The organism is Pseudomonas sp. 5Ae-yellow, from assembly GCF_014077575.1.
GTDB lineage: Bacteria > Pseudomonadota > Gammaproteobacteria > Pseudomonadales > Pseudomonadaceae > Halopseudomonas > Halopseudomonas neustonica.
The window spans coordinates 62117-76718 of the sequence record NZ_JACGWE010000013.1 but is presented as its reverse complement, the minus strand read 5'-3'; the positions used below and the strand labels follow the sequence as shown (position 1 = coordinate 76718).

The window sequence follows — 14602 nt, the reverse complement described above, 5'->3', positions numbered from 1 at the left end:
ATCATCTAAACTGGTGTAAGGTAGTCAACTGGAACAAGACTCAGCGAGGCTCCTGCCACACTGGCGGTGGAGCAAGAGGGTAGTGAATTGAACGATATGGCGAAGAACCTGATCCTGTGGTTGATCATTGCAGCTGTGCTGGTCACGGTGATGAACAACTTCAGTAAAACCAGCGAGCCGGATGCGCTGAACTACAGCCAGTTTCTGGAGTTGGTGAAGGATCGCCAGGTCGAGCGCGTAACTGTGGATGGCTTCATTATCACGGGTAAAGAGCGTGGTGGTGAAACCTTTAAAACCGTGCGTCCTGCGATTCAGGACAGCGGCCTTATAGGCGACCTGCTCGACAATGATGTGATCATTGAAGGCAAGCAGCCTGAGCAGCAGAGCATTTGGACTCAGTTGCTGATCGCCAGCTTCCCGATCCTTATCATTATCGCCATCTTCATGTTCTTTATGCGGCAGATGCAGGGCGGCGGCGGTGGTCGCGGCGGCCCGATGAGCTTTGGTAAAAGCAAGGCGCGCATGCTGACCGAAGATCAGGTCAAGACCACCTTTGCCGATGTGGCAGGCTGTGATGAGGCCAAGGAAGACGTCGCCGAGCTGGTTGAGTTTCTGCGCGATCCAGGCAAGTTCCAACGCCTGGGTGGTCATATCCCGCGCGGCGTCCTGATGGTGGGTCAGCCCGGTACCGGTAAAACCTTGTTGGCCAAAGCGGTCGCCGGCGAAGCCAAAGTGCCGTTCTTTACTATTTCGGGTTCTGACTTCGTCGAAATGTTTGTCGGTGTCGGTGCCTCACGTGTTCGCGATATGTTTGAGCAGGCCAAGAAGCATGCGCCCTGCATTATCTTTATCGATGAGATTGACGCCGTCGGTCGCCACCGTGGTTCCGGAATGGGTGGTGGCCACGATGAGCGTGAGCAGACGCTGAACCAGTTGCTGGTGGAGATGGACGGTTTTGAGCCAAATGACGGCATCATCGTCGTGGCTGCAACCAACCGCCCCGATGTATTGGATCCAGCTCTACTGCGCCCTGGTCGTTTTGACCGTCAGGTCGTGGTTGGCTTGCCTGATATTCGTGGCCGCGAGCAGATTCTCAAGGTTCACATGCGCAAGGTGCCGATGGGTGACGATGTTGTCCCCGCGCTGATTGCCCGTGGTACGCCCGGTTTTTCCGGTGCTGACTTGGCCAATCTGGTGAACGAGGCGTCGTTGTTTGCTGCGCGTTCCAACAAGCGTCTGGTCGAGATGCATGAATTTGAAATGGCCAAAGACAAGATCATGATGGGCGCAGAGCGCAAGTCCATGGTGATGTCGGATAAAGAAAAGCTGAATACGGCTTACCATGAGTCGGGACACGCGATTGTCGGACGCTTGGTGCCGGAGCATGACCCGGTCTATAAGGTCACAATCATTCCGCGTGGTCGGGCGCTGGGCGTCACTATGTTCCTGCCCGAAGAGGATCGCTACAGTCTTTCCAAGCGGGCCTTGATAAGTCAGATTTGCTCGCTCTTTGGTGGTCGTATTGCCGAAGAGATGACGCTTGGTTTTGATGGGGTCACGACGGGTGCCTCCAATGACATCATGCGCGCTACCCAGTTGGCCAAAAACATGGTTACCAAGTGGGGCTTGTCCGAGAAGTTGGGGCCCTTGCTTTATGGTGAAGATGAAGATCAGGGTTATCTGGGTCGTTCTGGCGGTGGTGCGTCTTCGGGCGTATCGGGTGAGACGGCCAAGCTGATCGACGAAGAAGTGCGCAGCATTATTGACGAGTGTTACGCCACCGCACGTCGGCTGCTCGAGGAAAACCGCGAGAAGCTGGATATGATGGCTGAAGCGCTCATGAAGTATGAGACCATCGATGTGAAGCAGATCGATGACATCATGTCGGGTAAGCCGCCGCGCGAGCCTAAGAACTGGCAGGGCGACGACAAGTCTGGTCCTGGCGCAGTAATAACGCCAGATGACGCCGCCGACAGCGAGTCTGATCAGCCGCCGAAAGATAGCGGTGTGATTGGCGGGCCTGCCGGGGAGCATTGATTCAGCGATGAGTCCCTCTCTAGAAAGCTCCCGGTTGCTATGTGGCAGTCGGGAGCTTGATCTATCCCGCCCGCATGTCATGGGCATTCTCAACGTTACCCCTGATTCTTTTTCCGACGGCGGTTATTTCAACCGGCTGGATCGTGCGCTGGCGCATGTTGAAAGTATGCTCGCCGCTGGCGCCACCTTGATTGACGTCGGTGGTGAGTCCACGCGCCCAGGTGCTGAGCCGGTGTCGGTTGAAGAGGAGCTCGGCCGGGTCTTGCCGGTGGTCGAGGCTATCTCGTCGCGCTTCGACGTGGTGATTTCGGTAGATACCAGTACGCCTGAGGTCATGACTGCCAGTGCGCAGGCGGGTGCCGGTTTGATTAATGATGTTCGGGCGCTGGAGCGACCAGGGGCCTTGCAGGCGGCGGCAGCTACTGGCTTGCCGGTATGCTTGATGCATCGTCAGGGCGAGCCTGGCAGCATGCAGGATGCGCCCAGTTATGCCAGCGTACTGGATGAAGTGAGTGCTTATTTGCAGGCGCGGGTTGCAGCATGCGAGATGGCTGGAATCTCTCGCGCGCGCTTGTTGTTGGATCCTGGTTTTGGGTTCGGCAAATCGCTTGAGCATAATTTGCAACTCTTTGCGGGTATGGGGCACCTCCGGCCTTCAGGTTTGCCGTTGCTGGTGGGCGTCTCGCGCAAAAGTATGATTGGCCAAGTGCTGGATCGCCCTGTCGATCAGCGTTTGTCTGGCAGTCTGGCATTGGCCGCGCTGGCTATTGGTGCTGGTGCGAGGATTATTCGGGCGCATGATGTGGCAGAAACCATGGATGCGGTGCGTATGGCCAGTGCGGTTATGCAGGCGCGCGATACGCAGTAATTAGAAAAGCCAATAGGTGGTTTGTTAATGGGTAAGCGCTATTTTGGTACCGACGGTATTCGTGGGCGAGTAGGCAGTGCTCCAATCACTCCGGAGTTCATGCTCAAGTTAGGCTGGGCTGTGGGGATGGCGTTCAAGCATCATGGCGGTTGTCGTGTGCTGATCGGCAAGGATACGCGGATCTCAGGCTACATGTTCGAGTCAGCGCTTGAGGCGGGGCTCTCCGCAGCTGGTGCGCATGTACAGTTGCTGGGGCCTATGCCGACCCCTGCTATCGCCTACCTGACACGTACCTTTATGGCGGACGCGGGCATTGTTATCAGTGCTTCACACAACCCGTTCTATGACAACGGTATCAAGTTTTTTTCGTCCGGTGGAAGCAAGCTGCCCGATAGCCTGGAGCTTGAAATTGAGCGGCTGGTAGATGCTCCCATGACAGTGGTTGACTCTGCGGCGCTGGGCAAGGTGACGCGGGTAGAAGACGCTCCCGGACGTTACATCGAATTTTGCAAGAGCAGCGTACCCACTAGCACCAGTTTCAAAGGTATCAACCTGGTCCTCGATTGCGCCCATGGTGCCACTTACAAAGTCGCCCCAAGCGTCTTTCGAGAGCTGGGTGCAGCGGTCAGGGTAATAGGTGCTGAACCGGATGGTCTCAATATCAATGCCAAGGTGGGCTCCACCGATATGGCCGCCTTGCGTGAGTCTGTGTTGGCGAGTGGAGCCGGGATGGGCGTTGCCTTTGATGGTGATGGTGATCGGGTCTTGATGGTCGATCATGAGGGTAAAGAGGTTGATGGTGATGAGCTGCTTTACATCATGGCTGTTGATCTTCATCAGCGTGGTCTGCTGAATGGCGGCGTGGTCGGTACCTTAATGAGTAATCTTGGGTTGGAGTTGGCGCTCAAGGATTTGGGTATCCCCTTTGTTCGCGCGAAGGTTGGCGATCGCTACGTGATGGCGGAACTGCGTGAGCGTAACTGGTTATTGGGCGGTGAGTCATCGGGGCATCTGGTATGCCTGAATCACACGTCCACGGGTGACGGCATTATCGCTGCGCTCCAGGTTATAAAGGCATTGCAGCGCTCCGGGCAGACGTTGTCGCAGGCGTGCGAGGGTATGCGCAAGTGCCCTCAGCGGCTGATCAACGTGCGTTATGCGCCGGGCGCTGTTTCGCCTGTTGATGATCCTACCGTGCAGGCTGCCGTTGCTGAGACTGAAGCGCGCATGGGGGAGGCTGGCCGAGTGCTGTTGCGCCTGTCGGGAACCGAGCCGCTGGTGCGGGTCATGGTCGAAGGGCAGGACGCCGCGCTGGTCGAGCAGGAGGCGCAGCGTTTGGCTGAAGTGGTTGCACAGGTATTCGCCGATTAAAAAGGCGGTTGTGTCCCTGTTGCAACTTGGTTAAGATTGGCGCCCGCTTGGGTTGGGAGGTTTAGCATGCGTCGTCCGCTAGTTGCCGGAAACTGGAAAATGCATGGTTCGCGGCAGTCGGTTGAAGCGCTGCTGCAACAGCTAGCCGCTCAAGATTGGCCAGAGCAGGTTGAGCTGATGATTGCGCCCCCTGCACTGTACATCGAACGCTGTGTCGAGGCATTGCAAGCTACACCTATTCGTGTTGCCGGCCAGGCATGCGCTACGCAGGCGGAGTTCGGAGCTTTGACGGGTGAGATATCACCCGCTCAGTTGCGTGATGCGGGATGTGAATTTGTACTGGTTGGTCACTCAGAGCGACGTGCGTTGTTTGGAGAGACCGATGAGGTGGTATGTCGTAAGTTTGCCGCGGCACTTGCGTGCGGTTTGCGTCCGGTTTTGTGTGTTGGTGAAACGCAGGCTGAACGTGATGCCGGTGAGACTACTTCGGTGGTTGGGCGGCAACTGCAAGTTATTTTGGATACCTTTGGTGTTGGTGGCTTGGCCGAAGGTGTAGTGGCGTACGAGCCGGTTTGGGCCATAGGTACTGGTCAGACGGCAACTCCGGAGCAGGCTCAGGACGTACACGCAATGATTCGCGCTCGGTTGGCCATGCTGGACGACGAGCAGGCACGGACCGTGCAGATTGTTTATGGCGGTAGTGTGAAGGCTGATAACGCTGAGGCGTTATTCGCAATGCCGGATATCGATGGGGGGCTGGTTGGTGGTGCCTCCCTCAACGCAGATGAATTTGGCGCGATAGCACGTGCCGCGGGACGAGTGTAATGATTGAGACCGTAATTGTAGTGCTACACCTGCTGGTCGCTATTGGCTTGGTAGGGCTTGTTCTGATGCAGCAGGGTAAAGGTGCGGAAACAGGTGCGTCTTTTGGTTCTGGTGCATCGGGTACTGTTTTTGGTAGCCAGGGCTCTGGTACGTTTTTGAGCCGTTTGACTGCAATTTTGGCAACAATTTTCTTTCTGACTTCGCTTGGTTTGGCTTATTATGCGAGCCACAAAGCGTCGGCGGTGCAGGAGGCTGGTCTTCCTGATCCGATGTTGCAGATCGAGCAGGCAGCTCCCGAAGCGCCTGTTAGTGAAGATGTGCCGGTTATCGAAGAAGATTTCACGCCTGCTTCGGCTGGCGAGGATGTTCCAGCAGCGCCGGAGTGAGTTAGTCGTTATCCCTCGGTAAACAGTTTTGCGGGAGTGGTGGAATTGGTAGACACGCTATCTTGAGGGGGTAGTGCCTTAGGGTGTATGGGTTCGAGTCCCATCTTCCGCACCAATCAAAAAAAGGGTCTGCACCAGCAGGCCCTGTTCTTTTCAGGGGTGAGCGCGCTGGTTGTCATATTTGGCTACCATGCGTATAATTCATGCCCTAGATTCGACGCGGGGTGGAGCAGTCTGGTAGCTCGTCGGGCTCATAACCCGAAGGTCGTAGGTTCAAATCCTGCCCCCGCAACCAGTCAAAGGCCCCTTTTTAGGGGCTTTTTGTTAGGGCGTTAACCGCTGGGTTGGCGCCACCTCTGGACTTTACTTCGGTGAAGTGGCCAGAGACGACATGGGCTATAGGCCCATTTTTTATTCATGGATCATAAGGGCGGTGAACGTGTCCGGCAAAGTGACTGAGTTGGAGAGCCTGCTGGTCCCGATTATCGAGGCATTGGGCTATAACTGCTGGGGCATTGAATATCTGTCTCAAGGACGACATACCTTGTTGCGGGTCTATATCGATCATCCCGACGGTATCAGTGTTGAAGCCTGTGCAGCAGTCAGTCGTCAAGCCAGTGCAGTACTGGATGTGGAAGATCCGATTTCCGGTGATTACACCCTGGAAGTCTCATCTCCTGGTATGGATCGTCCGCTGTTCCGGCTTGAACAGTACGCTGACTACGTCGGTGAGCAGGCCAAGATTAGACTGCGTGTGCCTTATGATGGGCGGCGCAATTTTCAGGGTGTGATTCGCGGAATCGAAGGGGAAGACGTAATCCTGCAGGTAGAGGATCACGAGTACCTTTTGCCGATCGATTCGATCGATAAAAGTAATATTATTCCGCGTTTTTGAGCATATTTCGGGCTCTAGTAGCCCCAATGGATGGCGTTAGGCGAGGCAGACGATGAGCAAAGAAGTGTTGCTGGTTGTGGAATCCGTTTCCAACGAGAAGGGCGTACCGCCCGATGTGATCTTTGAAGCGCTTGAGTTGGCGTTGGCGACAGCGACCAAAAAGCGTTATGAAGATGAAGTGGATGTCCGCGTGGCGATCAATCGCCAGACCGGCGAGTACGAAACTTTCCGTCGTTGGACCGTCGTGATTGACGACAACTTCGAAGAGCCCGATATGCAGCTGACGCTGGATCAGGCTCAGGCGCGTGATCCGGCTCTTGCCATTGATGACGTCATCGAAGAGAAAATCGAGTCAGTTGAGTTTGGTCGCATTGCTGCGCAAATCGCCAAGCAGGTTATCGTGCAGAAAGTGCGCGAGGCTGAGCGTGCGCAGGTGGTTGATGCTTATCGCGACCGGCTCGGTGACATTATCAGCGGTACGGTCAAGAAAGTAACCCGCGACAGCGTCATCGTCGATCTGGGTAACAATGCTGAAGCGGTGTTGCCGCGTGAAGAGATGATTCCGCGCGAGACGTTTCGTACCGGCACCCGTATCCGGGCGCTGCTGAAAGACATTCGTACCGAGAACCGTGGTCCGCAGCTGGTGTTGTCGCGTAGCTGCCCGGAAATGATCATTGAGCTGTTCCGTATCGAAGTGCCGGAAATCTCCGAAGAGTTGATCGAGGTGATGGGTGCCGCCCGTGACCCGGGTTCACGCGCCAAGATCGCAGTACGCTCCAAGGATAAACGCATAGATCCCCAAGGGGCCTGTATTGGTATGCGCGGTTCGCGCGTCCAGGCAGTTTCCGGCGAGCTATGTGGCGAGCGGGTTGACATCGTTCTGTGGGACGACAACCTGGCGCAGTTTGTAATTAATGCCATGGCACCGGCTGAAGTGGCCTCCATCATTCTTGATGAAGACACTCATGCGATTGATTTGGCGGTAGCGGAAGACAACCTGGCGCAAGCCATTGGTCGTAATGGTCAGAACGTACGTTTGGCCAGTCAGTTGACTGGTTGGACCTTGAACGTGATGACTGAAGACGACATCCGCGCCAAGCAGGAGGCCGAGACTGGCGACATTTTGCGTAACTTTGTTGACGAGCTGGATGTTGAGGAAGAAGTCGCGCAGATGCTGGTAGAGGAAGGTTTCACCACGCTGGAAGAAATCGCCTACGTGCCGATGGAAGAAATGCTCGATATCGACGGCTTTGACGAAGACATCGTCAATGAGCTGCGCGCTAGAGCCAAGGATCGCTTGCTAACCAAGGCGATCGCCAGCGAGGAGAAACTGGAAGAAGCACAGCCTGCTGATGACCTTTTGAACATGGATGGTATGGACCGCGCGTTGGCTTTCCAGCTTGCGAGCAAAGGCATCCTGACAATGGAAGACCTGGCTGAACAATCTGTTGACGACCTGCTCGATATCGCAGGCATCGACGAAGCCCGCGCCGGCACCCTGATTATGGCTGCCCGTGCCCCCTGGTTTGAATAACCGGTCGGACTAAGCAACACCGCCCTGCGTAGACGTAGGGACCCGACTGAGGAGAGAAGTGAATGGCGGAAGTGACGGTCAAAGAATTGGCTCAAGTGGTTGGTACGCCTGTGGAGCGCCTGTTGCAACAGATGCGCGAAGCTGGCTTGTCCCATACCGCTGCTGAGCAGGCAGTGAGTGATGACGAGAAGCAGACCTTGTTGACGTTCCTCAAGAGCTCACATGGTGATTCCGGCTCCGAGCCGAAGAAGATCACGCTCAAGCGTAAGACAGTTAGCACCCTGAAGGTAGCGGGTAGCAAGACGGTCAATGTTGAAGTGCGCAAGAAGCGTACCTACGTTAAGCGTGAACCGGCAGATCTGGAAGCCGAGCGTCAACGCGAGCTTGAAGAGCTGCGTGCGGCAGAAGAGGCGCGCCAGAAGGCCACTGAGGCTGAAGCCGCGCGTCAAGCTGAAGAAGCGGCCAAGAAAGCCCAGGAAGAGAGCGCGAAGGCTGCTGAGCAAGCGGTTGCGACTGAAGAGGTTAAGCCAGCGGCAGCACCGGCAGAGCCAGTTGCTCCGGCTGAGCCGATCGCACCTGTTGTTGAGCCCGCTCCGGCACCTGCTGAGCAGCACAAAAAGAAAGAAGAGAATCGCCGTAAGGCGCGCGAAGACGAAGAAGAGCGTGGTCGCAAGCGTGCGGGTGGTCATGGTAAGGATAAGGGGCGCCACACGCCGCGTATCAATGACGAAGACGAGGCCTCTCGTCGCCGCGGTGGCGGTGGCAAGCTCAAGGCCAACAAGAAACGTAACCAGCACGGCTTCGAGAAGCCGACAGGACCGCTTGTGCGAGAAGTTGTAATTGGCGAAACCATCACCGTAGCCGAACTGGCTCAGAAGATGTCGGTGAAGGCCGCCGAGGTCATCAAGTACATGTTCAAGAACGGTAACATGGTGACGATCAACCAGGTGCTTGACCAGGATACCGCGACCATTCTTGCAGAAGATATGGGGCATAAGGTCAAGCAGGTTAACGAAAGTGCGCTGGAAGACAGTCTGGTCGAATCCATGACGCACGAAGGCGAAGAAATGAGCCGTGCGCCAGTCGTTACCGTTATGGGTCACGTTGACCACGGTAAGACCTCGCTGCTTGATTATATTCGTCGTGCCAAGGTTGCTTCCGGTGAGGCGGGTGGTATTACCCAGCACATCGGTGCTTATCACGTTGAAACTGATCGTGGCATGGTTACCTTTCTCGACACCCCCGGTCACGCGGCCTTTACTGCGATGCGTGCACGCGGTGCCAAGGCGACCGATATCGTTATCCTGGTCGTGGCTGCCGATGACGGCGTGATGCCGCAGACCGAAGAAGCCGTGGCTCACGCCAAGGCTGCCGGTGTGCCTTTGGTTGTCGCGGTTAACAAGATCGATAAGGAAGATGCTGATCCTGACCGCATCAAGAACGCCCTGGCGGCGCTTGATGTGATTCCGGAAGAGTGGGGCGGCGATACCATGTTCATGCACGTGTCGGCCAAGGTCGGTACGGGCGTCGAAGAACTGCTGGAAGCAGTACTTTTGCAAGCTGAAGTGCTCGAGCTTAAAGCGCAGCCTTCTGCTCCCGGTCGTGGTGTTGTCGTTGAATCGCGCCTGGACAAGGGGCGTGGTCCCGTAGCAACCGTACTGGTGCAGAATGGTACCTTGCGCCAAGGCGATATCGTGCTGGCCGGTGTCAACTACGGTCGCGTTCGCGCCATGCTGGATGAGAACGGCAAGCCCATCAAGGGCGCGGGCCCATCGATTCCGGTCGAGATTCTTGGTCTGGACGGCACGCCTGATGCCGGTGACGAACTCACCGTCGTTCCGGACGAGAAGAAGGCGCGCGAGATCGCTCTCTTCCGTCAGGGTAAGTTCCGCGAGATCAAACTGGCGCGCCAACAGTCTGCCAAGCTGGAAAACATGTTCGAGAACATGGGGCAGGACGAGAAGAAGACGCTCAACGTGGTGCTCAAGGCCGACGTTCGTGGCTCGCTGGAAGCGCTGCAAGCCTCGCTTACCGAGCTGGGCAACGACGAAGTTCAGGTCAAGATCGTTTCTGGTGGTGTCGGTGGTATCACCGAGACCGACGCCAACCTGGCACTCGCGTCCAACGCCGTCGTATTCGGCTTCAACGTTCGTGCTGATGCAGCCGCGCGTAAAATCATCGAAAACGAAGGTCTTGATTTGCGCTACTACAGCGTCATCTACGAGATCATCGACGATGTGAAGAAAGCGCTTGGCGGTATGCTGGGTAGCGATGTTCGTGAGCAGATTCTCGGTGTTGCCGAGGTGCGTGACGTATTCCGTTCACCGAAGTTCGGTGCGATCGCTGGTTGTATGGTGATTGAAGGGACTGTGTTCCGTAACCGCCCCATCCGTGTACTGCGCGAAGACGTGGTCATTTATGAAGGTGAGCTGGAATCCCTGCGTCGCTTCAAGGATGACATCGCTGAAGTGCGTAATGGCATGGAGTGCGGTATCGGCGTGAAGAACTACAACGATGTTCGCAGCGGCGACCGTATCGAAGTGTTCGAGCGTGTACAGGTTCAGCGTAGCCTGTAATCCGATAGCGATGACCGAGCCCGGTCATCGCCTGAAATTTGTGACGAACTCCGGCCTGCTCAGCAGTCCGGAGTTTGTTGCTTGAGATAGGTAATATGGCAAAAGAATACAGTCGTACCCAACGAGTAGCTGATCAAATGCAGCGCGAGCTGGCGCTACTTATCCAGCGTGAAGTCCGCGACCCGCGTCTTGGTATGGTCACGGTAACCGCGGTCGAAGTGAGCCGCGATCTGGCGCACGCCAAGGTGTTCGTTACGCTGATGAACAAGGATAGTGCTGAGGATATCGCACTGAACCTGGAGATCCTCAAGGATTCAGCGGGTTATCTGCGCATGTTGCTAGGCCGCTCCATGAAGCTGCGCAGCGTGCCCTCACTGCACTTTCACTATGACGAGAGCGTTCGTCGTGGTGCGCATCTTTCTTCGCTTATTGAGCGGGCGGTGGCCGAAGATAGCCAGCACCCCGACGATAAAGAGGTCTGAGGCGTGGCAGGTGTCAAGATTAAACGTCGCAGTATCGACGGCATTCTGATTTTCGATAAGCCGTTGGGTATGAGCTCTAACCAGGCTCTACAGAAGGTACGTTGGCTGTTTAATGCCAATAAAGGCGGCCACACTGGCAGTCTTGATCCGCTGGCGAGTGGCGTATTGCCCTTGTGCCTGGGTGAAGCGACCAAGTTCTCCCAGTACTTGCTCGATGCTGACAAGGCCTATATCACTGAAGCGCGTCTGGGTATGACGACGACCACCGGCGATGCCGAAGGCGATGTGCTCGAGATGAAGCCGGTCAATATCAGTCTGGCAGACGTGGAAGCGAATCTGGCGCAGTTTACCGGTGATATCGAGCAGATCCCGCCCATGTATTCGGCGCTAAAGCACGAAGGTCAGCCGCTGTATAAGCTTGCTCGTGCCGGCGAGACGGTCGAACGCAAGCCTCGTGCTGTGACCATCTCTGTGCTCAAGATATTGGGGCTCGAGGGTGATCGCCTGCAGTTGGAAGTGCACTGTAGCAAGGGGACTTATATTCGTACCCTGGTCGAAGATCTTGGTGCAGCGCTGGGGTGTGGCGCCCATGTGGCTTCGCTGCGGCGTACTGTGGCCGGGCCCTTTGATTTGAGCCAGTCGGTTACCTTGGAAGCACTGGAAGCGCTGCACGCCGAGGGTGGTGCCGAGTCGCTTGATCACCTGCTGTTGCCAATGGATAGCGGCCTGCAAGATTGGCCCATTCTTGAATTGACCGAGCAGACCGCTTATTACCTTAATCATGGACAGGCGGTGCGCGTACCCGGCAGCCCGGCCTTTGGCAAGGTAAGGTTGCGTGACGCTAGCGGCCGCTTCCTGGGTATCGGTGAAATGACCGAAGACGCCAGGGTGGCGCCCAAGCGACTATTGCGCTTCAATGCATGATGTTTCGTTGCCTGCTACTGGCAGGTAAATACCGTATATATGACTGAGTCAGGCGCTGCGAACCTTGCGGCCGTGATTCAGTCCAAGAGTTGACCCGATTGCGGGTCACCACGAGGGTGGCTGTTAACAGGCACGGTCATACCTCGATTTAAAACACGGGACACTGGTCCCGGCCTGTTACCTCAGAGGAAATACGAGATGTCACTGAGTGTTGAAGAAAAAGCTGCAATCGTTGCCGAGTACAAGCGCGCCGAAGGCGATACCGGTTCTCCTGAAGTTCAGGTAGCTCTGTTGACTGCAAACATCAACAAGCTGCAGGGTCACTTCAAGGACAACAAGAAGGATCACCATTCACGTCGCGGTCTGATTCGTATGGTTAACCAGCGTCGCAAGCTGCTGGACTATCTGAAGTCGAAAGACCTGTCTCGTTACAGCGCTTTGATCAGCAGTCTGGGTCTGCGTCGCTAAGACCAGCCCCGTTTGGACATGGTCGGGTCCGAAACCCGGCCATGCCCAGAGTTTCCCCCAAAGGCAAATAAAGAGAGAGAAGACACCGTGAAACCGGTTATCAAACAGTTTAAATTAGGCAACAGTACTATCACCCTGGAAACGGGTCGTATCGCCCGCCAGGCAACTGGTGCCGTATTGGTCAGCATCGATGATGCTGTCAGCGTTCTGGTCACAGTCGTTGCCGCCAAGCAGGCCGACGCAGGTCGTGACTTTTTCCCTCTGTCTGTTCACTACATCGAAAAGACTTACGCAGCCGGCCGCATTCCCGGCGGTTTCTTCAAGCGCGAAGGTCGTCCTTCCGAAAAAGAAACCCTGACCTCGCGTCTGATCGACCGTCCGATTCGTCCGCTGTTCGCGGATGGCTTCATGAACGAAGTTCAGGTCGTTTGTACCGTAGTGTCTACCGACAAGACTACAGATCCTGACATGGCTGCCATGCTGGGTACCTCCGCCGCTCTGGCCATTTCCGGTGCGCCCTTCAACGGCCCCATCGGTTGTGCCCGCGTCGCGTTCGATGATGAAAAGGGTTATGTACTCAACCCCAACTACGAGCAACTGAAAGGCTCACGCCTGGACATGGTCGTAGCTGGTACTGAAGACGCCGTGCTGATGGTTGAATCTGAAGCTAAAGAGCTGACCGAAGACCAGATGCTGGGCGCGGTTTTGTTTGCCCACATGGAATTCCAGCCTGCTATTCAAGCGATCAAGGAACTGGCTGCCGAAGCTGGCAAGCCAAAGTGGGATTGGCAGCCAGAGCCGGAAAATACCGCGCTGCTGGACGCTATCAAAGGCCAGTTTGGTGCCGGTATCGCCGAAGGCTATACCACTACCGACAAGCAAGCCCGTTACAACCGTTTGGGCGAGCTGCGTGATGCTGCCGTTGCCGCGTTGTCGGGTGATGAAGCTGGTAAGTTCTCAGCCGGTGAAGTCAAAGATGGCTTCAAAGAAATTGAATACCGTACTGTGCGTCAAAGCATTGTCGATGGTAACCCGCGTATCGACGGTCGTGACACCAAGACCGTCCGTCCGCTGAACATTGAAGTGGGCGTGCTGGGCCGTACTCACGGCTCCGCGCTGTTTACCCGTGGTGAGACTCAGGCCCTGGTGGTTACCACCCTGGGTACTGCACGTGACTCGCAGTTGCTTGACCAGCTGGAAGGCGAACGTAAAGAGCCCTTCATGTTCCATTACAACTTCCCTCCCTACTCGGTAGGTGAGTGTGGTCGTATGGGCGGCACTGGTCGCCGCGAAATCGGTCACGGCCGTTTGGCCCGTCGTGGTATTCAGGCAGTTATGCCTGATATGGAGCAGTTCCCTTACTCCATCCGCGTAGTTTCCGAGATCACTGAATCCAACGGTTCAAGCTCTATGGCTTCCGTGTGTGGTGCTTCTCTGGCACTGATGGACGCTGGTGTACCTATGAAAGCACCGGTAGCCGGTATTGCCATGGGTCTGGTTAAGGAAGGCGAGAAGTTCGCGGTTCTGACCGACATCCTGGGTGACGAAGATCACCTCGGCGACATGGACTTCAAGGTCGCTGGTACCGAGAAGGGCATCACTGCACTGCAGATGGATATCAAGATCAACGGTATCACCGAAGAGATCATGGAAATCGCTCTGCACCAGGCACACGATGCACGTCTGTGCATCCTCAAGCAGATGAACGAAGTGCTGCCAGCGTCGCGCAAGGAAATCTCTTCCAACGCGCCGACCATGATCAGCATGAAAATCGACTCCGACAAGATTCGCGACGTTATCGGCAAGGGTGGTGCGACCATTCGCAGTATCTGCGACGAGACTGGCGCATCTATCGATATCACTGACGACGGCACCGTGAAAATCTTCGCTGCCAGCAAGGAAGCCGCAGACGCCGCCAAGGCGCGCGTTGATGGCATCACTGCTGAAGCGGAGATCGGCAAGGTCTACACCGGTAAGGTTGAGCGCATTGTCGACTTCGGCGCGTTCGTCAGCATCCTGCCTGGCAAGGACGGCTTGGTGCATATTTCTCAGATCGCCAATGAGCGCATTGAGAAAGTGACCGACGTGCTGCAAGAAGGTCAGGAAGTGAAGGTCCTGGTGCTCGATGTTGATAATCGCGGCCGTATCAAGCTGTCGATGAAAGACGTAGAGTCTGCTGAAGCTAGCGGCGTATAAGCGCAGCCCTTGAGCAATAGCAAAAACCCGGCAAATGCCG

General features: G+C 56.0%; 12 protein-coding genes and 2 tRNA genes. All 14 read left to right on the top strand.

Annotated elements, in window-relative coordinates:
- Positions 1 to 96 precede the first annotated feature (96 nt).
- The 14 genes from ftsH to pnp all read left to right on the top strand — a co-directional run bounded on the left by ftsH (position 97) and on the right by pnp (position 14562).
- Entirely contained in the window at positions 97 to 2037 is a 1941-nt protein-coding gene (gene ftsH / locus H4J77_RS10285) for an ATP-dependent zinc metalloprotease FtsH (RefSeq protein ID WP_123889924.1), read from the top strand.
- 7 nt (positions 2038 to 2044) lie between these two features.
- The gene (gene folP / locus H4J77_RS10280) at positions 2045 to 2905 is read left to right on the top strand and encodes a dihydropteroate synthase (RefSeq protein ID WP_182248236.1); all 861 of its coding nucleotides are present in this window, start codon (positions 2045 to 2047) and stop codon (positions 2903 to 2905) included.
- A 27-nt stretch (positions 2906 to 2932) separates the two neighbouring features.
- The gene (gene glmM, locus H4J77_RS10275; protein ID WP_182248235.1) at positions 2933 to 4276 is read left to right on the top strand and encodes a phosphoglucosamine mutase; all 1344 of its coding nucleotides are present in this window, start codon (positions 2933 to 2935) and stop codon (positions 4274 to 4276) included.
- Between the two features lie 66 nt (positions 4277 to 4342).
- Complete coding sequence (gene tpiA / locus H4J77_RS10270) at positions 4343 to 5101, top strand: triose-phosphate isomerase (protein WP_123889927.1); 759 nt, start codon at positions 4343 to 4345, stop codon at positions 5099 to 5101.
- On the top strand, positions 5101 to 5487 hold the full coding sequence (secG, locus tag H4J77_RS10265; protein ID WP_123889928.1) for a preprotein translocase subunit SecG: 387 nt from the start codon (positions 5101 to 5103) through the stop codon (positions 5485 to 5487). The genes tpiA and secG overlap by 1 nt, the downstream gene beginning before the upstream one ends.
- A gap of 30 nt (positions 5488 to 5517) precedes the next feature.
- Positions 5518 to 5602, top strand: a tRNA-Leu gene (locus H4J77_RS10260).
- Between the two features lie 103 nt (positions 5603 to 5705).
- Positions 5706 to 5782, top strand: a tRNA-Met gene (locus tag H4J77_RS10255).
- Between the two features lie 144 nt (positions 5783 to 5926).
- On the top strand, positions 5927 to 6382 hold the full coding sequence (gene rimP / locus H4J77_RS10250) for a ribosome maturation factor RimP (RefSeq protein ID WP_123889929.1): 456 nt from the start codon (positions 5927 to 5929) through the stop codon (positions 6380 to 6382).
- A 52-nt stretch (positions 6383 to 6434) separates the two neighbouring features.
- The gene (gene nusA, locus H4J77_RS10245) at positions 6435 to 7916 is read left to right on the top strand and encodes a transcription termination factor NusA (RefSeq protein ID WP_123889930.1); all 1482 of its coding nucleotides are present in this window, start codon (positions 6435 to 6437) and stop codon (positions 7914 to 7916) included.
- Between the two features lie 62 nt (positions 7917 to 7978).
- The gene (gene infB / locus H4J77_RS10240; RefSeq protein WP_123889931.1) at positions 7979 to 10492 is read left to right on the top strand and encodes a translation initiation factor IF-2; all 2514 of its coding nucleotides are present in this window, start codon (positions 7979 to 7981) and stop codon (positions 10490 to 10492) included.
- Positions 10493 to 10587: 95 nt separating this feature from the next.
- Positions 10588 to 10974: a 30S ribosome-binding factor RbfA gene (gene rbfA, locus H4J77_RS10235; RefSeq protein WP_123889932.1), complete on the top strand. Its 387-nt coding sequence runs from the start codon at positions 10588 to 10590 to the stop codon at positions 10972 to 10974.
- A gap of 3 nt (positions 10975 to 10977) precedes the next feature.
- On the top strand, positions 10978 to 11898 hold the full coding sequence (truB, locus tag H4J77_RS10230) for a tRNA pseudouridine(55) synthase TruB (RefSeq protein WP_123889933.1): 921 nt from the start codon (positions 10978 to 10980) through the stop codon (positions 11896 to 11898).
- 198 nt (positions 11899 to 12096) lie between these two features.
- Positions 12097 to 12366: a 30S ribosomal protein S15 gene (gene rpsO, locus H4J77_RS10225; protein ID WP_123889934.1), complete on the top strand. Its 270-nt coding sequence runs from the start codon at positions 12097 to 12099 to the stop codon at positions 12364 to 12366.
- Positions 12367 to 12453: 87 nt separating this feature from the next.
- A complete protein-coding gene (gene pnp / locus H4J77_RS10220; RefSeq protein ID WP_182248233.1) occupies positions 12454 to 14562 on the top strand; it encodes a polyribonucleotide nucleotidyltransferase in 2109 nt (702 codons plus the stop codon).
- Positions 14563 to 14602: the final 40 nt, after the last annotated feature.

What these genes read in the sequence shown, in the direction of transcription:
- ftsH (WP_123889924.1), top strand. Translation starts at nt 97, where the DNA reads ATGGCGAAGAACCTGATCCTGTGGTTGATCATTGCAGCTGTGCTGGTC.
- folP (WP_182248236.1), top strand. Translation starts at nt 2,045, where the DNA reads ATGAGTCCCTCTCTAGAAAGCTCCCGGTTGCTATGTGGCAGTCGGGAG.
- glmM (WP_182248235.1), top strand. Translation starts at nt 2,933, where the DNA reads ATGGGTAAGCGCTATTTTGGTACCGACGGTATTCGTGGGCGAGTAGGC.
- tpiA (WP_123889927.1), top strand. Translation starts at nt 4,343, where the DNA reads ATGCGTCGTCCGCTAGTTGCCGGAAACTGGAAAATGCATGGTTCGCGG.
- secG (WP_123889928.1), top strand. Translation starts at nt 5,101, where the DNA reads ATGATTGAGACCGTAATTGTAGTGCTACACCTGCTGGTCGCTATTGGC.
- nusA (WP_123889930.1), top strand. Translation starts at nt 6,435, where the DNA reads ATGAGCAAAGAAGTGTTGCTGGTTGTGGAATCCGTTTCCAACGAGAAG.
- infB (WP_123889931.1), top strand. Translation starts at nt 7,979, where the DNA reads ATGGCGGAAGTGACGGTCAAAGAATTGGCTCAAGTGGTTGGTACGCCT.
- rbfA (WP_123889932.1), top strand. Translation starts at nt 10,588, where the DNA reads ATGGCAAAAGAATACAGTCGTACCCAACGAGTAGCTGATCAAATGCAG.
- rpsO (WP_123889934.1), top strand. Translation starts at nt 12,097, where the DNA reads ATGTCACTGAGTGTTGAAGAAAAAGCTGCAATCGTTGCCGAGTACAAG.